The sequence below is a fragment of the Nitrosomonas sp. PY1 genome, from assembly GCF_022836435.1.
Classification (GTDB): Bacteria; Pseudomonadota; Gammaproteobacteria; order Burkholderiales; family Nitrosomonadaceae; genus Nitrosomonas.
Genome location: NZ_BQXC01000001.1, coordinates 2,243,745 through 2,264,262, shown reverse-complemented (window position 1 = coordinate 2,264,262; position 20,518 = coordinate 2,243,745). Strand labels below are relative to the sequence as shown.

The window sequence follows — 20,518 nt, the reverse complement described above, 5'->3', positions numbered from 1 at the left end:
TTAAGTCATTGTTGTGCCGAGTGGTTTTTCCTTCGACTTGGCGATACTTTGCAGAGTATTTAACTCATTCAAACTGAAACCAGCCTGCATTCTGATTTGATAATCAAACGGACCGACAATTTGTCCGGTGAAATAACGATCAAGCAATTCGCGGAAAGTTTGTTCGGAATCTAATCCACGTTGTTCGCAGAAGTACTTAAACCAATGTGATCCAATTGCCACATGCCCGATTTCATCGCGTAAAATGACTTCAAGGATGGTGGCTGTTTTTTTGTCGCCTACTTGTTGCAGCTTTTGGATCATTTGGGGTGTCACATCTAATCCCCGTGCTTCCAAAACCCTCGGTACTAGCGCCATACGTACCATCGGATCAGATGCTGTGCGCATTGCCATATCCCACAATCCATTGTGAGCCGGCAATAAACCATAATCGCTACCGAGTTCGAGCAATCGTTGATGCAATAACTGAAAATGCTGAGCTTCTTCCGTGGCAATTTGAATCCAGTCGTGATAATACGGTTTGGGTAGACCGCGGAAACGATACACCGCATCCCAGGCGAGATTAATTGCATTGAATTCGATATGGGCGATAGCGTGAATCAGCGCAATTAGCCCAGTTCGCGTCCCTAAATGTCTTCTCGGTACTTTACCGGGTGCTACCAGGGTAGGTTTGTTGGGAAGACCTGGCTGAGTAATAGCTCTGGGTGGGAGCATCGAATCAGGCGATAACTGATTGTTTTGCCATAGTTGAAAAGCTTGTTGGGTTAAGTGAATTTTTCGCTGAATATCGCTGACCAATAGGCATTCTTCAGCAATCTCAAATAACGATTTCATTTCAAATGATGAATGCGGAGTCAATTAATGGGCGAGTTGTTTTTTGAATTTGCTGCGCATATTTTACGCACTATATTTTAGAAATAAAAAGAGCCACATATAGCGGCTCTTTCATTTGGTGCATCTTTCTGCTTGTTAGCATTCAGAGCACAAATCCCAATAGACTATTTCATTACATATTCTCTAATTGTGATCTGTAAATAATCGATAAATCAGATACAAATCTTCTTTACGATTGGGGAATATATAGGTGGAGAATTTATACTATCACCGATAGTAGCCTTTTGAGCTAGGGCTGTAATCGCTGTCGCTGCCGTAAGGGTTCTCTGTGTTTCCAGGGAGCATGGGGGTGTCGTAATTATCCATCGGATTGCTTATCGGATCTGGAGGTGTTGGATTATTGTATTGCTCCATTGGATCGTTTGTCGAGTTGGGATTCATCACATCAACACCCATGTTGCTTAAGTATTCACCCGTTTCTGCGTCTACGATAAACGGTTGTGCTAGCGCTGGATAAGACAAAAGAAGCATAGCTAAAATCAAAATCTTTTTCATTTTTATTCTCCTTGTGTATAACTAAAACAAAATCTATTCTATCTTTATCCTATTGATAGGCGTGGAAAATATACTACTCTCTAATGTCTAGTTTAGCATATCGGATTTGTATCTTGACCGAAAGCAGGATTGCACCGATGCAAGCACAGAAAGAGTTTGGCATGGTAAAATTTCAGCTTATTGCAAATCAATCTATCCTCTAATCCTAGGCTAGACGCGCAAAATAAAGGTGCTGAACATTAATAGCAAAATGCCAAATGTATCAGGATAGCAAAGTAGCTTTTATCTGAGGTTGAGGTGGTTTTTGGCTCAAATTGCTTATACCTAGGGTGTTTTTCGACAAACTAACTAACTGATATTTATAATACTATGACCGACTCATCATTGCATGTATGTTTACCCGATAAACAACCCGTTTTGCGTACTGTACCGATGCCAGCGAATACTAACGCTGCGGGAGACATTTTCGGTGGCTGGATTATGTCTCAGGTCGATACGGCAGGAACTATTCCTGCAATTCGACGGGCTTGCGGTCGGGTAGTAACGATCTCGGTCAATTCCTTCGTATTTAGGCAACCTGTTTTTGTGGGTGATATTGTCAGCTTCTATGCGGATATTCAAAAGATAGGTCGCACGTCAATTACCGTAAGCGTTGAAGTGTATGCGCAGCGAGGCGTACGTGAAGGTGCCAGCGAGGTGTGCATCAAGGTTACAGAGGCAGTACTGACTTATGTGGCGGTTGATAACCAAGGAAAACCGAGAGAGGTGCCGAAAGATAGATGATTCCTTATAGGAATGATCTAGAGCGCTATGGATGAGTCATGATTTTCATGACGCTGTTATGACGATCGTGTTATCGGTAGCATGAACTTATGAAAAATTGACAGCATTCTTAATAAAGTTATTGCTCAAACCGGGGGAAAAACCTGATAATTCCTGAAATTATTTTGGTTCAATTTTTTGTATTCTCACACATTCTTCGTACTTTATTCTCATGAAAACAATTGCTGTCATACCTGCCCGTATGGGTTCTTCGCGTTTCCCAGGAAAACCAATTGCCAAGATTTTGGGGCGCCCCATGATTGAGCATATCTATAAACGAGTTGCAATGAGCAAATCCTTGAATGCAACGTATATTGCCACATGCGATGAAGAAATTCGCCAAGTTGCACAGGAGTTCGGCGCGCAAGTGATCATGACAGCTGATACGCATGAACGCGCCAGTGATCGCGTTGCTGAAGCCGTTGAAAAATTGGAGGCGGATTTGATTGTGATGGTGCAAGGCGATGAACCCATGACGCATCCAGATATGATTGACGCGGCGATTGCACCATTTGGAAACGATCCTGAATTGGGTTGCGTAAATTTGGTATGTAAAATTGATAACGAAGCGGATTACATGGATTTCAATACGATTAAAGTGGTCATGAATAGACAGAACGATGCACTGTATATGTCTCGCCGTCCAATTCCATCATTGGCGAAATCGGGTTTCGCCAGTACAGAGGTCTACAAACAAGTGTGCATCATTCCATTCCGCCGAGAGGTATTGTTTCAATATACAAACTTGTCGCCGACCCCATTGGAGCAGCTTGAATCTATTGATATGCTGCGTTTATTAGAACATGGTCTTTCGGTTAAAATGGTTCATACCGAGTTTAACACGCAAGCGGTCGATACTCTGGCAGATTTACAGAAAGTCGAGAAGCTTATGAGTGGTGACCCTTTGTTATCGCAATATTAGTTTTTTGGAGCCTTCTATGTCGTCACTAAAATCACGCTTGAATCGATCCGAGTTGACAATAGGGTCTTGGGTTACGTTAGGACATTCTTCGATCGCCGAGATTATGGCTGCGGCCGGTTTTGACTGGATAGTACTAGATACGGAGCATAGCGTGCTCGAACTGAGCGAAGTGCAGGCGCTCATTCAGGCGCTTGATGGCAAGCAGTGCCCAGCTATCGTGCGCTTGACTTCTAATCATCCGGATTTGATCAAACGTGTTATGGATGCCGGCGCTACTGGCGTCATGGTACCTATGATTAAATCCGCCGCAGATGCTGAGGCTGCTGTCAGTGGTGTATATTATCCGCCACGTGGGCAGCGCGGTGTCGGCTTGGCTCGCGCACAGGGTTATGGCAATAGCTTTCAATCTTATCGACAATGGTTGGAGGATAATGCGGTTGTTATTGTCATGATCGAGCATGTCGATGCAGTCAAAGCGATTGATGACATTCTTGCTGTGCCCGGCGTGGATGGATATATCATTGGACCTTATGACTTGTCGGGCTCGATGGGGCGGCCAGGCGATCTTAATCATCCCGATGTGCAGGCAGCGATTACTCAGGTTATGCAAGCGGGGCATCGCGCCAAAAAAGCGGGGGGTATTCATGTTATTGAACCAGATCCACAAGCGCTACAGCAACGTATTCAAGCGGGGTTTAATTTTCTTGGTTACAGTCTGGATATCCGGATTTTGGATTCGATTTGCCGAACACATTTACAGAGTATTCGCGCAACACTGAAAAAATGATGAAAACACTGGTTATTTCTACTTCTTCGTTCGATATCGATCATAATTTACCATTGCAGCAACTGATACAAAAAGGTTTTCGCATTGTCACCAATCCGCACCGACGTAAACTGTCGGAAGATGAGATCATCGAATTGCTGCATGGTGAAGCAATTGGCTTGATTGCCGGTATCGAACCGCTGACTGAGCGTGTTTTTCAAGCAACCCCGACACTCAAGGTTGTTTCTCGTTGTGGTGCTGGATTGGATAGTGTTGATCTGAATGCTGCACAGAAACACGGAATTGCTGTGTTGAACACGCCAGAAGCACCAGCTCAGGCTGTTGCAGAGCTTACCATGGGGTTGATGTTGTCGTTATTGCGACAAATCAATTCGATCGATCAGGTGGTGCGTAAAGGCGAATGGCCAAGGCTACAAGGCCGATTGCTAGCGGCACAAACAGTGGGTATTGTTGGTATTGGTCATATTGGTCGCCGTGTTGCTAAGCTGTGCCAGGCTTTTGAGGCCAAGGTGATCGCACATGATTCATTTGTTACACAGGTACCGCAGGGGATCGCATTGGTATCGTTAGAGGAGTTACTGAGCTCTGCGGATATCATTACTTTACATCTGCCCTATACGCCGCAAACACACCATTTGCTCGACAAAAAAGCGTTCGCGTCATTGAAACCCGAAGCAATGATTATCAATGCGGCACGAGGAGGACTCATTGATGAGTGCGCATTGGCTGAAGCGCTCAATAGTGGCAGAGTTAGCGCGGCTGCGTTAGATACATTTGAGCAAGAACCTTACACAGGTGAATTGAATAATTGCAATAATATTATCTTGACCTCGCATGTCGGTTCACTTGCTCGAGAATCCCGGCAACGTATGGAAATTGAAGCTGCAGAAAATCTTTTCCAGGAGCTCATTAAAATGAGTGCTATTCAATGAGCAATAAAATGATAGCTAACGAGCGAGTCATTGTATTCGGCGCTAGCGGTTTTCTGGGGAGTCATGTGGCTGACGTTTTGTCTGCCGCGGGTTATCAAGTGCGGCTTTTTGATCGTAGTGCATCACCCTATCTAAAGCCTGATCAGGAAATGATTATCGGCGATATTATGGATCTTGATCAAGTGATCGAGGCCGCAAAAGATTGTTCTATTGTTTATAATTTTGCCGCCATTGCAGATATTGACGAAGCGCACAACAAGCCGATTCCTACTGTAACTATTAATGTTTTGGGTAATATGCATGTATTAGAAGCCGCTCGCATTGCTGGTGCGCGTCGATTTGTATTTGCCAGCAGCGTGTATGTGTATTCTGAGTCCGGTTCATTTTATCGAGCCAGTAAACAAGCTGCCGAACGTTTCACGGAAACTTATCACGAACGTTACGGTTTGGATTACAACATACTGCGCTACGGTTCCTTGTATGGAAGGCGCGCCGATAAGCGTAACGGTATTTACCGTATGCTGTTTGAAGCGGTTAAAAATCACTCAATTACTTACAAAGGCAGTGGTGAGGCCATGCGTGAATACATTCATGTGGAAGATGCTGCTCGTATGAGTGTACAAGTCTTGGCGCCTGAATTTGCTAATCGGCACCTAATATTGACCGGGCAAGAGAAAATGCGTATCAAGGATGTTATGACGATGATTTCGGAAATCCTGCCGTGGTCGGTAGAACTGCATTTTGATGAAGCTAATGTGGTGCATCATTACGAGATCACACCGTATACTTTTCATCCGCGTATTGGTCGTAAGTTAGTGTTGAATGAGCATGTTGACCTTGGTCAGGGTTTATTGGACTGCTTACGCGAAATTCATCAGGAATTGCATCATGGGGATGAATCTGATGATTCATTACCAAGCCTGACAGATAATAAGGCTTAGTCATGAGCATGCAGCGTTTCGACTGGCAGGCAATTATTTTTGATTTTGATGGCGTGGTGGTGGAATCGGGTAAAATCAAAACACAGGCTTTTGCAAACTTGTATCGATCCTATGGTGAAGATATCGTTACCAAAGTAGTGGAGTTTCACATGCAAAACGGTGGCGTATCGCGCTATCATAAATTTAGATACTTCCAAGAATACTATCTTAATAAGCCCCCCCTTACAGAAGTCGAAGAAAAACAACTGGATAGTCGTTTTTCTGAATTAGTTGTTGAAGCAGTCATTGCAGCCGAGGGCGTTCCGGGAGCAATCGAGCTAATAAGGCAGCAAGCCAAGAAAATTCCATTATTTATTGCTTCTGGTACACCAGAAAATGAATTAAAGGTTATCGTAGAGCGCCGCGGGCTGAATTCTTATTTCAAAGAAGTACGTGGTTCACCAGAATCAAAAAAAAATATTATTGCGGAAATTTTAATTAAGCATGCGCTTCACCCTAAGAACGTGCTTGTAATCGGTGATGCCATGACGGATTATGAGGGCGCTGCGGCGAACAACACCGTTTTTCTGGGGCGCGTTTTTCCAGGGGAGCTTAGTCCTTTTCCGGCGCATGTTGAAACTGTTCCAGATTTACGTGAGTTGGTTATCTGAAAAATAAAGATGAAATTTTCACCGCAACGGCACGATTTTTCTAGCATGAAACAGCTGAGTGAAGCTTTTGCTGAGTATGCCAGTGATGTTTTGGAAGGAGCACTTCGAGAAAAATCGCTTGCTTCCCTCGTTGTGCCTGGCGGGAATACACCACGCGAATATCTGCCTAATTTAGCAAAACGTTCTTTATCTTGGGAACGGATTGTCATTACACTCAGCGATGAGCGCTGGGTCGATGTAACCGATGAGCAATCCAATGAGAATCTGGTGAAAAAGCATTTTCTGAATTATTTACCCCAAAACACATCTTTTATTGGCCTTAAGACAGATCACGATAATCCTTTTACTGCGGTAAAGACTATCAATCAACGCTTGAGCAAGCTACCGAAACCATCCAGTCTCACAGTTTTGGGGATGGGCAAAGATGGGCATATTGCTTCTCTATTTCCCGGCATGCATTTCGATTTGCTCGCAACGCAGCATTGTGTGGCCGTTGCTCCTCCTATTGCTCCATCGCTTCGAGTGAGTCTCTCACTACCCTTATTAGGGCAAAGCAACCACATTGCATTAGTTGTTGTTGGCAAAGCTAAACAACAGTTACTGAATCAGTTGAGTGAAGATATTGATTCAAAACTGCCGATTGCACGGCTATTGCAATACGCACGCTCACAAATAGATATTTTTACGACGAAAGACTAAACGTATTCGTGGAAAAACACAAATCATAGGTTTGCGTTTGTGTTTTTCAGGTTCCTTAGGGATCTTATGTGTAAAAATTCTGGTAGGATTCCGATTTGTTTTGTTTTGTTTTTCTAATTTGTATTCTTTTTTTACTATGATTCGTTTTCAGGTAACTCGTCGTATTTTGTTAGACCAAATTTACTATCGTGCATCTTAATAATGCAACTATCATTGTTAATTGGAATTTAAATGAAATTAATTGATCACATTCTGTGTGATAAGAGTTGCGTTGAAGTTACTGCCAAAGAAAGCCCCATGTTTTTCCATTCGACTCAGAATCGAGTCTTAAATTTTTTCAAAAAAATCATTACGTATTGAATGAAATGAGTATCTTCAAATTGAAATTATCAGAAGTAAAGAAGTCACTAAATATTAATAATATTCAATTATGCTACTCAAGCTCTGGTGTTCATCATGTTTCTTTGAGAGCGTCAAATATATATTATATTAATCAATTTCTTATGTTTAAAGTAAGAGGGGCCTGTTAGTGAATATTGAAAAGATTTCCTTAAACAAGAAAAAATCATAAAATCTTTACCTTAATAAAAAGGGAAGCACTGAAATGAATATGGACAATCTTGGTGTTCTGGAATTGTTTTCACTATTTCTATTTTGCTCAATTACATCTGCGATAACTATTCATGTCGCTACTCATCTTGTAGGCATCTTTAGAATAGTGGATCGTCCCGGAGACGGGCATAAGCTTCATGAGGCAAATACCCCTTTTGTCGGTGGTATAGGATTATTGACGGTTTTATTATTTGTGTTGCTGGTATTTTATCCGATAGAAGCCGAAACTTCATCTAAATGGATAGTGTTGGGTATTTGTGCGACCATTTTATTTGTCACTGGGTTTATAGACGATACGATTAGGCTTTCTTATAAATTTCGCTTTGTTGTGCAAGGTGGCGTTGCGCTCGTTATAGTTATGAATGGAGATATGGTTATTCCGTGCTTATCCGGTTAACTCCCAAGGTAGCTAGATGTAGTAGTGGGCCGTGATTTTTTTGTATAAAGTTCAGCATACGTCGGCGCAGTGACATCACCAGCAATGCCAAGCAGGGAACGGAATGCGTTGAAAGGGTAGAAACGGCGGTTGAATCGAAACGTGAATTCGTTGAGATAGGCTTGCAGGTGTTGCGGGCTGACGCCGTGGTGAATGCCACGTAACCATGTTTTGAGATTGGAGAACACGAGGTGAATGATGGGCAGAAAAGTTTCGGCAACTTGCATGTCGCCACGTTCCGCAACGGCGGTATGAAGATACCCTCGCTTTTCAAGCGCCGCGTAGCCGCTCCAGTCATCGGTAATGATGGTGGCGCCTGGCGTAACGACGCGCTCAATGAAACCGCCCAACGATTTGGCACTGCGGTCTGGCACCACAGCGAGCCGAACACGTCCGGCGTAACGCCCAGTCCTCCGCTTATTGAGGCTGCCACCGTGCTTGCGCTGTTTAACCTCGACCGCACCGGCGACGAGAACCATGTCGTGAACGCCTCGACCCTTGCCGCGAGTACGTCCTCCGACGTAGGTTTCATCGGCCTCGACGGCATCGAAGGGGTTGCCACCAATCCGATCTTGGTCGGGACGCACCATGCCGACCCGCAGTTTGTGGAGAATCTGGAAAGCAGTCTCATAACGCGACAGCCCGAGTTGCCGCTGGAATTGGGCAGCAGACATACCGGGTGTTTGGCTGGCAACCAAGTAGGCTGCCCAGAACCATACGGAGAGAGGTGTGTGGGTGCGTTCCATGACGGTGCCCGCAGTGAGGCTCGTGTCTCGGTTGCAGTGACGGCACCGACAAACGCTGGGGCGATTGGCGAAGCGATAAGGCTCTCCGAGTGTGCCGCAGTAGTCACAAACGAATCCGTCGCTCCATCGGGCGCGCTCAAGATAGGCCGCGCAGGCCGCTTCGTTCGGGAACAGTCGCTGAAAATCAGGAAGCGAGCGAGGGAACGGCAAATCGTCTCGCTCAAGCACGTCGATAACCATGACCACCTCAGGTTGGCGCAGATGCTCAACATACTACCGGTAGTGGGCTTGGGAGACAACCGGATAAGCACGGGTTATTCATTCACTCGGCCATTTATTTTCAGATGAGCTTCTTCAATTACCTCACTGGATTGCAGTAATTTTTACTGTAATTGCATTAATCGGTGGAATCAATGCGATCAACATGATTGATGGTATGGATGGATTATCGGGATCTATTTCTCTAGCAAGCTTAGTACTAATAGGGATTGTGGCATTTCAAGCCGGTAATCAGGATGATCTTTTACTGGTTTGCGCACTCTCAGGTGGTTTGTCGGGATTTTTGTATCACAACCTGCGCTATGCTTCAAAGCGTAGTGCGCGCGTTTTTCTGGGTGATAACGGTAGCATGCTTGTCGGGTTAGTGCTATGTTGGCTGCTTGTTGATCTTTCACAGGGTCCAACACCGGCAATGACTCCAATCACTGCGACATGGCTCTTTGCTATTCCTCTTTTGGACACCGTTAGTGTTATGTTGCGTAGAATGTTTCTGGGAAAATCACCTTTTATGCCGGATCATTTGCATTTGCATCATTTATTCTTAAAGTCAGGTTTCTTTGTTACGGAAATTATTGCTCTTATTGTAATTTTACATATTTTCTTCGGGTTAATAGGCTTATTGGGATTGTATTTTGGTGTTAGTGAAAATTGGATGCTACTGGGTTTTGTTTTAATGTTTTCGGGCTATCTCTATCTAACATTGCATCCATGGCGATTTATATCTATGGTGCGTTTTCTGCGTATTTTACTTAGAACACGGTTGGGGCGCGCACCGGCAGCAAGTGATGGAACTTTCTCTGGTTTTTTTACTGCGAATGAAACCGAAAAGATGGCAAGAATAATGAATGAAGAATTGGGCTCTAATTCTAATTTTTCCATAAGAGTGTTTGAACAATTATCAGTGCGTCGTGATTTCGGCAAGCATTTTGCCATTACGCTTAATATTTGGCTTACTAAAGATGACTATCTTTCGGAGGATAAACTAAATCAGAGGATTTCGTCGTTACAGCTTAGTTTAGAGGAAAAGCAAGGTATTCTATTGCGTCGTCTTTGTGCGCGTAATAGAGATTCCGATCTCAGGGTTTATAGTAATGGAAGTCCTTTTGGGGAATCGCGACAAGTAGATCGACGCAGTTTAGGTCCACAGGCTTTGACATTTGAAGTAACTGCACTAGGGAAAAATAATAACCCATTTCATACTCGACAGGAAAATGACTCTGATAGTTATATTGAGAAAGGGAAGTATCTTCATATGCCGTAGAATTGTTGCGTATGAAAATCCTTCCCAATTCCTTTTTTTGATGCTATCTCACTGGATGTATTTCCTAGACATCAGGGTAACGTGAGTGTTTTTGAAAGCTTGTTATTATTTTCATTCGATTCTGGAATTTTATTCTGATCATCGGTATAAGCTGTGATTGTGTGTGTTCCGCTGGGGATTACGTAAGAGCCTCCTTTTGTGCCTATCGTAACTGATTCACCTGCAGCTAAAGGGCCCCATACTCCTCCCCATGTTTTCCATTGACCATCAACAAAATATCCAACACCAATGGTAATACCTGAAGGAACATCCCCTGTGCCTTGATTTTTCACTATGGCAGTAAAGATACCGTTACTATATGAAATTTGTGAGATAACAAGATCAGGGGTTTGTGCAGGGCGATAAATTTCAGCGTTGACCAGAGCTCCGATATCTTCGAATTCTCCATTAATGGCGGGTTTTAGAAAGTCTGCTGAGCCGCTGTCTGTGCTGACAAAAACAACGTTTCCAGCGCGCTGCCATGAGTTATCTTGCTCAATACCAGTACCCCATTTTATAACATTTGCCACCGCAATATTTTTATCAACAATGGTATGGGGATCAAAAGCAAAAGCGGCCATCTTATTATTCCATGAAGTATTATGGGTAAACCTAACGTTGACACCGGCATTGTTCGTAAAACCTCTGGCTCTATTGGAATAAGCAATATTATGATCAACAACTGTATTGGCACTTGGATAAACACCGCCACCTTTAATGCCATTGCCATCCCCGTCACCCGCACCGTTTGAATGCGCGATGCTATATCCGACATAGGTATTGACTGACATCCAGGTATCGATACCATCATCAGAGTTGTGATGCACCAAGCAATTCTCAATGCGGTTGTCTATTCCGGTGGAAACCGCAATACCGTCAGAGTTTCCTCCGTTGCTATACATGGAATCATAAATGCCAACCCCAGAATTGTAAGCTGAAGTACTGTTACGAATGGTATTTCTCGCACCTCCAGTACCATCCCCGTAGGTCGTAATTTGAATACCGCTTAGACCATTATGATGCGCATACACACCGTCCACTAAATTGTCTGATCCGTTAACCCAAATCCCTTTAACAGGCATATTCTTAATCTCAATTCCGCGTACATGTACAAATCGACCATTAACACCTATGTAGATATTTGTGCCCTTTGCATGTTGGCTTCCATCAAATACCGCTAGTTCTCCCGGATAATTTTCATATATTACAGGTGCTGTGGCCGTGCCGGTATTCGAGAGTCTTAGGTTTTTGTAAAGACTATAGGTACCACCTCGTAAGAATACCACATCCCCAGCCTTTGCTTTCAGCACAGCATTCCAAATATCACATGGAAGTGCTAGCGAACAGGTCGTGCCAGTTCCATTCGGTTTTACAAATAACGTACCTTTGGCGATGTCCGTGCTGATAATGGGCTTAGGTCCGATTGATTTGGTTTCCGCTGCAACTGTTGCATGCATAATGGATCCGCTTATCAGTCCTGCTAGCAGCCATAAATTGTATTTTTTCATGATTCCTCCAATCTGATTAATGACAAGTAGTTGAGATAATTTTTTTATCGATTAACTAAATGCATTAATCATGCCAAGTAGAAAGCGAGCAGAATGGATCGTGTGATTTTTTGAGAGATTAGCTTTTATCTAATAACTTAAAATTATTAGATATCAATTGGTTGAGTGATGTTCTTGGTGTTTCTTTGGCTGTGATGAAGCGCCTTATTACTCAAGGGTGATGGTTAACCGAAATAGCATATCGAATTATTGTGATGAGTTATTGTGCAGATTGGAATTGTTAGAAATAGACGGTAATTGTCACTCAATTACTAATTTTGTCGATTCATACAAATGATGGGAAATGGTTTTTGGATAAACTTGAATTGTTTTTCTGATGATATTCAAATATACGGAAATGTTTTTTAGAAATTAAGTCTATGAAGGAAAGTGGTGATGCAAAACTAATACGCCAAGTAATAGAGGTTAATTATTTAATTTATGAGTATTATTTATTATCGTTGCTAGATACGACGCGACGGATGATATCTGTGGTCGAGATATCGGGTGTATAAGGAAGTTCATGAATCATGTCAGCGGGTAACGTTTTGCAAAGCTCGTATTTATTGCTCCTTTCTCGTTCTGTGGCACAGGCAAAAGTATAAATATTAAATCCATGCTGTTGCATAAACTCTAAACTGACGTCGCTGGGTGTTTCTGTCGTGACAGCATCGACATGCCGACAGGTTGCAACAACTGCAGCGCGTTCCGCTTGATTCATCACGGGGAGTTTTCCTTTATTTTCCAGAACACGCTGATCTGAAACCACGCAAACGGTTAAATGCGTGCCCAATGCCCGCGCTGCTTGTAAAAAATTGATGTGTCCAGGATGAAATAGGTCAGCTACCATGCGAGTATAAACGCGTTTTTGTAGCCGGTTCCTTGGCCAAATTGGAATTTCTCGATTCAAGCGATTCATTGCTTGTTCCATCCATTGTCGAGTACGTAATGCCAGCACATCATCGGGGTCTTTAAGTGTGATCTGATGTGCATAACACCATGTTTTTGCTAGATCTCCGGTGAGCCAATATTGCGCCATTCGATGATAAGCGTAGCAGCGTATCAATAAGGAGAATTTTTGTAAGTTACGTGCTGAAACAACCGTATCCCAATGTGGATTCGGTGTGCGCCAGTCACCATAAAATGCCGTGAGGATTTTTTCGGGTTGTTGTGGAAACCACGCGGTGCCATGATCGGTAGCATATTGTGTCAAATCGAAAAAGGGGAAAACTGAAACACGTTGGTACTCTGGTGGATGGTTAGGTAAAGAGAATCCACCGGTAATTGTATTTGTGGATGAGTGTTTTTGTAGACCGCAAACGTCTAAGGTGATACCCAGTTCAGAATGAACATAATCCTGATAATTTGAATATTGAATACGCATTGGTACTTTGACCCAGCCAGTTTGTTCTAGGACGTTACAACATGCAGGCCAGTATTCCATCCAAATGGCAATGTCTAAATCCTTGTCAAAATCGAGTAAACGGCCATTGCGAACCAGACCCAATAATGTACCGGCAAACGGAAATGCAGGAACATTCTGTTTGGCAAGCTCTGCGCAGGTTTTCCACAGCAATGCTTCCGCTTTTCCAGACGCAAAAATATTGCCTCCGTTTATTCCGTCGTTATCGATCAGTTGAGAGTTTTCCTGTTGGCGAGGCACTTTGCCGGATTTTGCATAGGCTAGTAAGTGGTTGATGGAGTCTATGAAGCGTACCTGTGCGGTCGGTAAATCCAACGATAAAAAATTGGCTGTACCCAGTATGTGCGCCCACTGCGCTTTATGAAAATCACTTTGTGCCCGTGCATATATTTTTTTTGCATCGATAAGAACCTCTGCGATGCGATCGGTACGCATGGCCAGAGCGCACCACATGCGCGCAACATCAATGGAATCAGGATGCTCTTTCTTTAAAGGCACTAAAATATTATTCGCATCGTTATATTTTCCATCTGCAATCAAATTTCTTGCTTCAAGTAATGAATCCTTCAGTTTGTCATTCATGGCGTTAAATTTTAAATGGCAGTAGATTGTGTTTTTGCGCGATTAACATACATTGTATCTTAATCAATATTGTGTTATAATGGTAATAATTCTCATTATTGTTATTATTCGATGGGAAGAAATTTACGTAGCAAAAATATATACGTGAAGCACTTATACCGATTAATTATATCGCTCGGTTGTCGATCAATGCCATCGAAGCTGGATGCGCAATTCAATAGAGATTACTTTTGCTTACTGAGTTGAACGCAGTTTAGTTCTTTTTTATGGAAAAATAGTTTGGCTGCAACCGAGAATTTAGAGGAGAAAATACTATGGCGATTACTCAAGTACAGCGCCCTAACTTAAGCTCAGGATCTATCAAATATATAGAAGGGATACCTTTTGAGGGATTAGGGTCTGCCGGGTTTACAGCGAACGATCTACTCATCACGGGCGATGAGTTTGAGAATTTTTTGGAAGGCGGTTCTGGCAATGACGAACTAGTGGGGGGTGGCGGTAACGATACATTGAAAGAAGGTCTAGGGAATGGCATCATAAAAGGCGATGATGGTGACGATGACTTGGATGGCGGAGAAGGTACGGAAAAACTGTATGGCGGCAGTGGTAACGATACCCTACGTGCAGGTTATGGTTACGATCGATTAACTGGTGGTGACGGTAATGACACGTTTGATTTTTATGCGTTAGGACATTTTGGAATCAGTGATTTCACAATTGGACAAGATTGGCTGTCTTTCCATATTGAGGGTATTGATCAATTATCGGATTTAGTTCCTTACATCACTGGCATCAGCGGGACTACAAGCGATGGAGCTGGTACCCGTTTTGATTTTGGATCTGCTGCTTCGATTGAATTGGTGGGCGTGAAGTTTGAGGACATAACCGCCGATATGATTGTTTTTAATATTTAGATTTATCTGCAACGATAAACTCTCTGTTGATTTAGAGTTTTTTAGTCCTAGTATTCTTGATTCCTTGATTCTTTGTGACGGCAATTACCTTTGGTTAGGTAATTGCCGTATTGCTTATTGATTATTCTTGTCTGCGCCAGACATCAAAAATTTGATCAATATCGCAAAAATGAATGGAATAGCGCTCAGCGCTGTAACCATATAGTGCTCGGAAGTAAATTGATCACCTTCATCCATAATGATGTAACCGAAGAAGATCGAAACGGGGGCGATCAATGAAAGAGTAATGACTAAATTAAAAAATCGATTCATAAAGCAAGTTCTCTACAAAAATAATTCAGTTAGCGGGTTGTTAAAGTATAAATCCGTTATTCAGAAATGCACAGAACTGACATTTCTAAAAATCATTATGATTTTTGTTGTGCTATCACTTTAAGCGTAAAATACCTGATTTGAAATTTGATTGCTGATAGTGACGGAACTTGTATTGATCATTACTAATTATCCTGACAAGGAAAGTGCAACGGCATTGGCGGTAGGCTTGATCAAACGGCATTTGGCTGCATGCGTGAATATTTCCAGTCCTTGTCATTCGGTCTATCGTTGGCAAGAAAAAATCACATCGGCAGAGGAGTTTCCTGTTTTGATCAAGACCCGTCGACAACACTTTGACCGGGTTGAACAATTGATCAAGATCATGCATCCTTATGAACTTCCAGAAATAATCATGGTTCCTATAATAGGTGGCTTGACTGACTATCTGCAATGGATCAATGACGAAACAACATTATCTGAAAAATATTAAAAACTCATGCTAAAACGAATTATCACCTCGATGTTATTATTTTCTGCGCTAGTGTTAATGAGCGTGACTGCTTATGCGCAAGAAAGCGGCTCTTCAAGTTTGTTTTCGAAATTGCAACAGCTCGGCATTAAACTCGGGCAAAGTAATTCTCAGGAATTACTGCCGCCTGACGAAGCGTTCAAAATTTCAATCGAAGTACTGGATGGCCAAACACTCGTGGCTAATTTGACGCCCGCTAAAGATTATTACCTCTATCGCGATAAAATTGCTTTTGAGCCGAAAGAAACAAACGCTATGGTTGAAAAGATTGCGTTGCCCCCTGGGGCGATGAAAGACGATCAAACTTTCGGTGCCACAGAGGTTTATTATGAACCTATTCAAGCGATTATTTCGTTAAAACGTGAAGATGGTATCGGTGAGCAATCTTTGACATTAACCGCAAGTTATCAGGGTTGCAATGAACCGGTGGGGGTTTGCTATGCACCTATTCACAAAACAATTGATCTGACTTTGCCCGCTGTTAAAGCAGCGATTGGCATGGTTGCCGAAGCGATGAGTAAGCCTGCGACGGCAGCACAAGTGGATAATACCGCTGCATTATTTCAAACGCCTGAATCGGGTGCGCTTGCAGGTCCAGTCATTGAAACCGAGGCTTACAAAATCGATCAAATGTTCAAAACGGGTGATTTCTGGCTAATTCTGACAGGATTTTTTGGTATTGGCTTATTATTGGCATTCACACCGTGTATTTTTCCGATGTTTCCGATCTTGTCTGGGATTATTGCGAATCGTGGCGAAAATATTACTAAAATGCACGGTTTTATCCTGGCTTTGACTTATGTATTGGGTATGGCAATCATGTATGCCATTGCCGGAGTTGCAGCCGGTTTGTCAGGAACCATGTTATCGGCTGCATTACAGAATGCTTGGGTATTGGGAGTATTTGCGCTAATTTTCGTGTTGTTGTCTTTTTCTATGTTCGGATTCTATGAGTTGCAATTGCCAAATGCATTGCAAACGAAATTATCGGAAGGGGCTGGCCGTATCAAAGGTGGCCATTTGACAGGTGTATTTGGCATGGGAGCTTTATCTGCTTTAATTGTGGGGCCGTGTGTAGCCGCGCCATTAGCGGGTGCTTTATTATATATCAGTCAGACGCGCGACATTGTTTTAGGTGGCTCAGCCTTATTTATAATGGCATTAGGTATGGGGGTACCTTTATTGTTATTAGGTACTTCTGCCGGAGCGTTACTACCAAAGGCCGGCGCTTGGATGGAGTCAATTAAACGATTCTTCGGTGTACTCTTATTGGGTGTTGCTATTTGGCTCGTTTCCCCAGTAATCAACGAAGTTGTACACATGTTGTTATGGGCTGCATTGTTGATTATTTCAGCGATTTACTTACAGGCAATTGATCCATTACCAGAAAGGGCTTCTGGATTACGTCGGTTTCTCAAAGGCGTCGGTGTCATCGCATTGCTTGTTGGTGTTGCGTTATTAATTGGTGTTTTATCGGGCAGTCGTGATGTATTGCAACCATTGTCCAAGATCGGAATTGCCGGATCGGCCTCGTCAGTCAATAGTTTGAAAGCAGATAATACTGGAATGACCAGTTATGCATCATTACCCTTCCGGCGCGTCAAAACTGTGGCAGAACTGGATGAAATTATTCGACAATCCAATAATCAATATTTGATGGTTAAATTTTATGCGGATTGGTGTATTTCGTGTAAAGAAATGGAACGCTTCACGCTTTCAGATGCGCAAGTGCAGGCACGCTTGAATGATGTGGTATTGCTTACCATTGACGTAACAGAGGGTAGTGCCGATGACATGGCCTTACTGAAGCGATTCAATTTATTTGGCCCTCCGGGTATTTTGTTTATTGATCGTCAAGGTAACGACATACCGGATGTCAGAGTCATCGGCTTCTTGAATAAAAATGATTTTCTCGCTGTACTCAATGCTATTTTAGTTTAAACATACTTTTAATTTTAAAATAGCCAAACATTGTTTCATCGATTGTAATCAGTGCAAACAATAATAAAGTAAAGGAAACTGGCATGGCTAAACTGAAACAATTTTTTGTTTATGCGCTTTTGGCCGCATTGGCAATTACGACTGGCTTTATGCTGCGTAGCCAACTCATAGGCGGGGGATCACAATCGCTTTCAGATGAACGAGGTAAGCAAGGTGCGAAAGCGCTTTTTGCGACTACTCTGCCCGATATACAAGGGGTGGAACAGAGCGTCTCACAGTGGCAGAGTAAGGTTATCGTAGTAAATTTCTGGGCAACTTGGTGTACGCCGTGTCGCGAAGAAATTCCAGAGTTTATTGAAGCTCAGAAAAAATTTGGTGAACGAGGTTTGGTGATTGTAGGGATTGCCATCGATCAATTAGATAAAGTCCAAATGTTCAGCAAGGAATTTGGCATCAATTATCCTGTGCTGGTTGGAGGTATGAGTACTTGGCCACTGTTGGAAGCGACAGGTAATCAGCGGTCAGCGCTACCTTACACGATCGTCTTGAATCGTGCAGGAGAAATAGTGGATAGTTACTTAGGGAGAATCAATCTGAAGAAACTGGAGAGTCAAATTGTACCTTTGCTAAAAGAACAATCGAGTAATCGACAATCTTAATGAATAGAAATTTTGATTCTACGGAGTTTCTGGGTCGATCTATTTTCATTGTTTAGTATTATCATGTAATATTTCATGAAAGAATGCGACGCTTTGTTATCGGCGTACAACGAATTGTTTGGCCTTATACTTATTTTCTATTTATTAGATTTTTAAGTAAAGCACGTAAGGTAAGATGGGAAATGTATTCAAAGTAGCCACAATACAAAGCTAAGAAGTAATGAGATGAAATATTTCATTTGGAGATACTTATCGTGCTGCGACCTAGTGGTTTTATCGTTCTTTTCTTACTGGTGCTGCCGGTTTTTCTTTCCGGTTGTGCGTCTACATCAAGCCCAGCCGGTATGGAAGAGAAATATCATGATGTGAGCCTTACGACTAAGATTTATGAAGCTATTCTGGATGAACCGTCTTTGAGGCCTTTTGATATCAATGTTAGAACTCAGAAAGGACACGTTGAATTAAGCGGTTATGTCAATTCACGAGATGATATGGATAAGGCTATCGAGGTTGCGCGTAAGATCGATGGTATAAAATCTATCAAAAATGATATGGAAATTCAGGCTACTGCTACGGGAAGTTATTGATGATTTTAAACCAAGCCAATAATATAGTGAAGTTGGCTTGGATGCGGTTCCCAAGTTTCTATAAAACTGATATGGAAGCAGGGTATTGGCTGATTTAATACTGGTTACCCATTTTCTCTATGTTTTGTTTGTCGTTGGAAGTCTACCGCTTATTTGGTTGGGAGCATGGTTTAAGTGGGTTTTTGTCAGGTCAGCTTGGTTTCGCTATTTACATCTTGCAGCGATTGTATTGGTCGTGATTGAATCTTTGTTGGGCGTTGTATGTCCGTTGACGTCATGGGAGAATGCTTTACGCCAAGTCAACGAGAAAGGCAGTTTTATTCAGCAATGGCTGCACCGAATCATGTTTTATGATGTATCCGAAAACGTATTGACGGTCGTCTATGTTGTGTTTGCTGGTTTAGTCGTGATGACGCTCAAATGGGTGCCTGTCCATTCGAATGGAAACCAAACGTTATTTTCCAGAAATAGCTGAACTATTTTCAATTCTTTCTTCCGATTCCGATAAAACCACCAATTCTTCGATATTCGGTTCAAATAATTCTTCATCAAATGCAATGTCTCCATCTACTTGTGGTTTACCATGTGCTCTCAGGTTAATAAAATCATAGCGAGTGGCATCAGCTAAATGAGAAGGCTGAATGTTTTGAAGGGCGCGAAACATGGTTTCCAGTCGTCCAGGAAATTTTTTATCCCACTGCTGTAACATTTCTTTAATAACTTGGCGTTGCAAGTTGGGTTGTGATCCGCATAGATTACAAGGAATAATTGGAAAATCAGCAATTTCAGCATAAGCTGCCAGATCTTTTTCCTTGCAGTAAGCTAATGGGCGAATGACGATATGCTTTCCATCATCACTGACGAGTTTCGGAGGCATGGCTTTTAATTTGCCACCGTAAAACATGTTTAAGAATAATGTTTGCAGGATATCATCGCGGTGGTGGCCCAGTGCGATTTTGGTTGCTCCTAATTCAGTTGCCACGCGATACAATACACCGCGACGTAATCGCGAACAAAGACTGCAAGTTGTTTTGCCTTCAGCGATAACCCGCTTAACAACGCTGTAAGTATCTTGCTCGACGATATGAAAAGGTACGCCGATACTCATTAGGTAGTTGGGTAATACTTGCTCGGGAAACCTAGGTTGTTTCTGATCCAGATTGACGGCGACCAATTCGAATGGTACTGGTGAATGCGCCTGTAGGTTGCGTAGAATGTCTAACAAAGCATAGCTGTCTTTACCACCCGATAGGCACACCATGACTTTGTCATTTTTCTCAATCATATTGAAATCGGCAATGGCTGTACCTACTTGTCGACGCAAGCGTTTTTGAAGCTTATTGGTGTTATATTGCTGTTTATTTTGCATGGATATTATTGTGTGATTGATATTGCTACCAACGTCACAGTCTGTGGAGTACGTTACACAACATTAGACAAATCGCGTGGAACAATTTAGCATGACCTAATTCTAATAAGTGGCAGATGTTTGAATTAAAAATTATT

The 20,518-nt window shown here is 42.6% G+C and carries 22 protein-coding genes; 15 read left to right on the top strand and 7 right to left on the bottom strand.

All coding sequences use genetic code 11. The features are described 5' to 3' along the window. Both W03_RS10525 and W03_RS10520 read right to left on the bottom strand, forming a co-directional pair. Nucleotides 1-834, bottom strand: coding sequence for a ferritin-like domain-containing protein (locus tag W03_RS10525; RefSeq protein ID WP_244073099.1), 834 nt, complete (start codon nucleotides 832-834; stop codon nucleotides 1-3). Between the two features lie 267 nt (nucleotides 835-1,101). After that, entirely contained in the window at nucleotides 1,102-1,389 is a 288-nt protein-coding gene (locus W03_RS10520; protein ID WP_244073097.1) for a hypothetical protein, read from the bottom strand. Nucleotides 1,390-1,758: 369 nt separating this feature from the next. On the opposite strand from W03_RS10520, the gene W03_RS10515 reads away from it, so the two are divergent. The 8 genes from W03_RS10515 (at nucleotide 1,759) to W03_RS10480 (ending at nucleotide 8,151) form a co-directional block, all read left to right on the top strand. Next, nucleotides 1,759-2,172, top strand: coding sequence for an acyl-CoA thioesterase (locus tag W03_RS10515; RefSeq protein WP_244073095.1), 414 nt, complete (start codon nucleotides 1,759-1,761; stop codon nucleotides 2,170-2,172). 211 nt (nucleotides 2,173-2,383) lie between these two features. Next, nucleotides 2,384-3,133, top strand: coding sequence for a 3-deoxy-manno-octulosonate cytidylyltransferase (locus W03_RS10510; protein ID WP_244073093.1), 750 nt, complete (start codon nucleotides 2,384-2,386; stop codon nucleotides 3,131-3,133). Between the two features lie 16 nt (nucleotides 3,134-3,149). Then, nucleotides 3,150-3,920 (top strand): HpcH/HpaI aldolase/citrate lyase family protein, encoded by a 771-nt coding sequence (locus tag W03_RS10505; RefSeq protein ID WP_244073091.1) that lies wholly within the window; start codon nucleotides 3,150-3,152, stop codon nucleotides 3,918-3,920. Next, on the top strand, nucleotides 3,917-4,852 hold the full coding sequence (locus W03_RS10500) for a phosphoglycerate dehydrogenase (RefSeq protein WP_309296104.1): 936 nt from the start codon (nucleotides 3,917-3,919) through the stop codon (nucleotides 4,850-4,852). Before W03_RS10505 ends, W03_RS10500 begins: the two co-directional genes overlap by 4 nt. Before the next feature lie 11 nt (nucleotides 4,853-4,863). Then, nucleotides 4,864-5,793, top strand: a complete 930-nt coding sequence (locus W03_RS10495) for an NAD(P)-dependent oxidoreductase (protein WP_244073736.1) — start codon at nucleotides 4,864-4,866, stop codon at nucleotides 5,791-5,793. 2 nt (nucleotides 5,794-5,795) lie between these two features. Further along, nucleotides 5,796-6,443: an HAD family hydrolase gene (locus W03_RS10490; RefSeq protein WP_309296103.1), complete on the top strand. Its 648-nt coding sequence runs from the start codon at nucleotides 5,796-5,798 to the stop codon at nucleotides 6,441-6,443. Between the two features lie 9 nt (nucleotides 6,444-6,452). Next, complete coding sequence (gene pgl / locus W03_RS10485; protein WP_244073089.1) at nucleotides 6,453-7,142, top strand: 6-phosphogluconolactonase; 690 nt, start codon at nucleotides 6,453-6,455, stop codon at nucleotides 7,140-7,142. A gap of 604 nt (nucleotides 7,143-7,746) precedes the next feature. Beyond that, nucleotides 7,747-8,151, top strand: coding sequence for a hypothetical protein (locus W03_RS10480; RefSeq protein ID WP_244073087.1), 405 nt, complete (start codon nucleotides 7,747-7,749; stop codon nucleotides 8,149-8,151). On the opposite strand, the gene W03_RS10475 is transcribed toward W03_RS10480, so the two are convergent. Beyond that, nucleotides 8,148-9,176: an IS1595 family transposase gene (locus W03_RS10475; RefSeq protein WP_244070736.1), complete on the bottom strand. Its 1,029-nt coding sequence runs from the start codon at nucleotides 9,174-9,176 to the stop codon at nucleotides 8,148-8,150. The genes W03_RS10480 and W03_RS10475 overlap by 4 nt on opposite strands. Before the next feature lie 76 nt (nucleotides 9,177-9,252). Between W03_RS10475 and W03_RS10470 the strand changes: the two genes are divergently transcribed. Beyond that, the gene (locus W03_RS10470; RefSeq protein WP_279600094.1) at nucleotides 9,253-10,476 is read left to right on the top strand and encodes an MraY family glycosyltransferase; all 1,224 of its coding nucleotides are present in this window, start codon (nucleotides 9,253-9,255) and stop codon (nucleotides 10,474-10,476) included. A gap of 71 nt (nucleotides 10,477-10,547) precedes the next feature. Here W03_RS10470 and W03_RS10465 read toward each other — a convergent pair whose 3' ends face one another. Next, a complete protein-coding gene (locus W03_RS10465; protein WP_244073085.1) occupies nucleotides 10,548-12,023 on the bottom strand; it encodes a CARDB domain-containing protein in 1,476 nt (491 codons plus the stop codon). Nucleotides 12,024-12,510: 487 nt separating this feature from the next. Beyond that, nucleotides 12,511-14,067: an adenylyltransferase/cytidyltransferase family protein gene (locus W03_RS10460; protein ID WP_244073083.1), complete on the bottom strand. Its 1,557-nt coding sequence runs from the start codon at nucleotides 14,065-14,067 to the stop codon at nucleotides 12,511-12,513. A 314-nt stretch (nucleotides 14,068-14,381) separates the two neighbouring features. Between W03_RS10460 and W03_RS10455 the strand changes: the two genes are divergently transcribed. Next, nucleotides 14,382-14,981 carry a hemolysin expression modulating protein gene (locus tag W03_RS10455; protein WP_244073081.1) on the top strand — a complete coding sequence of 200 codons (600 nt, stop codon included), beginning with the start codon at nucleotides 14,382-14,384 and terminating at the stop codon, nucleotides 14,979-14,981. Between the two features lie 114 nt (nucleotides 14,982-15,095). On the opposite strand, the gene W03_RS10450 is transcribed toward W03_RS10455, so the two are convergent. Beyond that, nucleotides 15,096-15,293 (bottom strand): hypothetical protein, encoded by a 198-nt coding sequence (locus tag W03_RS10450; protein WP_244073078.1) that lies wholly within the window; start codon nucleotides 15,291-15,293, stop codon nucleotides 15,096-15,098. A 160-nt stretch (nucleotides 15,294-15,453) separates the two neighbouring features. On the opposite strand from W03_RS10450, the gene cutA reads away from it, so the two are divergent. The 5 genes from cutA to W03_RS10425 all read left to right on the top strand — a co-directional run bounded on the left by cutA (nucleotide 15,454) and on the right by W03_RS10425 (nucleotide 19,487). Then, nucleotides 15,454-15,786 carry a divalent-cation tolerance protein CutA gene (gene cutA, locus W03_RS10445; protein WP_244073076.1) on the top strand — a complete coding sequence of 111 codons (333 nt, stop codon included), beginning with the start codon at nucleotides 15,454-15,456 and terminating at the stop codon, nucleotides 15,784-15,786. A 6-nt stretch (nucleotides 15,787-15,792) separates the two neighbouring features. Beyond that, on the top strand, nucleotides 15,793-17,766 hold the full coding sequence (gene dsbD, locus W03_RS10440; RefSeq protein WP_244073073.1) for a protein-disulfide reductase DsbD: 1,974 nt from the start codon (nucleotides 15,793-15,795) through the stop codon (nucleotides 17,764-17,766). 83 nt (nucleotides 17,767-17,849) lie between these two features. Then, on the top strand, nucleotides 17,850-18,425 hold the full coding sequence (locus W03_RS10435; protein ID WP_244073071.1) for a TlpA disulfide reductase family protein: 576 nt from the start codon (nucleotides 17,850-17,852) through the stop codon (nucleotides 18,423-18,425). A 254-nt stretch (nucleotides 18,426-18,679) separates the two neighbouring features. Next, entirely contained in the window at nucleotides 18,680-19,012 is a 333-nt protein-coding gene (locus W03_RS10430) for a BON domain-containing protein (RefSeq protein ID WP_244073069.1), read from the top strand. A gap of 85 nt (nucleotides 19,013-19,097) precedes the next feature. Continuing rightward, on the top strand, nucleotides 19,098-19,487 hold the full coding sequence (locus W03_RS10425; protein WP_244073067.1) for a DUF2784 domain-containing protein: 390 nt from the start codon (nucleotides 19,098-19,100) through the stop codon (nucleotides 19,485-19,487). Here W03_RS10425 and ttcA read toward each other — a convergent pair. Further along, complete coding sequence (ttcA, locus tag W03_RS10420) at nucleotides 19,467-20,381, bottom strand: tRNA 2-thiocytidine(32) synthetase TtcA (RefSeq protein ID WP_244073065.1); 915 nt, start codon at nucleotides 20,379-20,381, stop codon at nucleotides 19,467-19,469. The two genes, W03_RS10425 and ttcA, sit on opposite strands and share 21 nt — an antisense overlap. Nucleotides 20,382-20,518 lie beyond the last annotated feature (137 nt).

Coding starts and splice junctions, on each gene's coding strand:
- W03_RS10525 (WP_244073099.1), bottom strand. CDS start 834: ATGAAATCGTTATTTGAGATTGCTGAAGAATGCCTATTGGTCAGCGAT.
- W03_RS10520 (WP_244073097.1), bottom strand. CDS start 1,389: ATGAAAAAGATTTTGATTTTAGCTATGCTTCTTTTGTCTTATCCAGCG.
- W03_RS10515 (WP_244073095.1), top strand. CDS start 1,759: ATGACCGACTCATCATTGCATGTATGTTTACCCGATAAACAACCCGTT.
- W03_RS10510 (WP_244073093.1), top strand. CDS start 2,384: ATGAAAACAATTGCTGTCATACCTGCCCGTATGGGTTCTTCGCGTTTC.
- W03_RS10505 (WP_244073091.1), top strand. CDS start 3,150: ATGTCGTCACTAAAATCACGCTTGAATCGATCCGAGTTGACAATAGGG.
- W03_RS10500 (WP_309296104.1), top strand. CDS start 3,917: ATGATGAAAACACTGGTTATTTCTACTTCTTCGTTCGATATCGATCAT.
- W03_RS10490 (WP_309296103.1), top strand. CDS start 5,796: ATGAGCATGCAGCGTTTCGACTGGCAGGCAATTATTTTTGATTTTGAT.
- pgl (WP_244073089.1), top strand. CDS start 6,453: ATGAAATTTTCACCGCAACGGCACGATTTTTCTAGCATGAAACAGCTG.
- W03_RS10480 (WP_244073087.1), top strand. CDS start 7,747: ATGAATATGGACAATCTTGGTGTTCTGGAATTGTTTTCACTATTTCTA.
- W03_RS10475 (WP_244070736.1), bottom strand. CDS start 9,176: ATGGTTATCGACGTGCTTGAGCGAGACGATTTGCCGTTCCCTCGCTCG.
- W03_RS10465 (WP_244073085.1), bottom strand. CDS start 12,023: ATGAAAAAATACAATTTATGGCTGCTAGCAGGACTGATAAGCGGATCC.
- W03_RS10460 (WP_244073083.1), bottom strand. CDS start 14,067: ATGAATGACAAACTGAAGGATTCATTACTTGAAGCAAGAAATTTGATT.
- W03_RS10455 (WP_244073081.1), top strand. CDS start 14,382: ATGGCGATTACTCAAGTACAGCGCCCTAACTTAAGCTCAGGATCTATC.
- W03_RS10450 (WP_244073078.1), bottom strand. CDS start 15,293: ATGAATCGATTTTTTAATTTAGTCATTACTCTTTCATTGATCGCCCCC.
- dsbD (WP_244073073.1), top strand. CDS start 15,793: ATGCTAAAACGAATTATCACCTCGATGTTATTATTTTCTGCGCTAGTG.
- W03_RS10435 (WP_244073071.1), top strand. CDS start 17,850: ATGGCTAAACTGAAACAATTTTTTGTTTATGCGCTTTTGGCCGCATTG.
- ttcA (WP_244073065.1), bottom strand. CDS start 20,381: ATGCAAAATAAACAGCAATATAACACCAATAAGCTTCAAAAACGCTTG.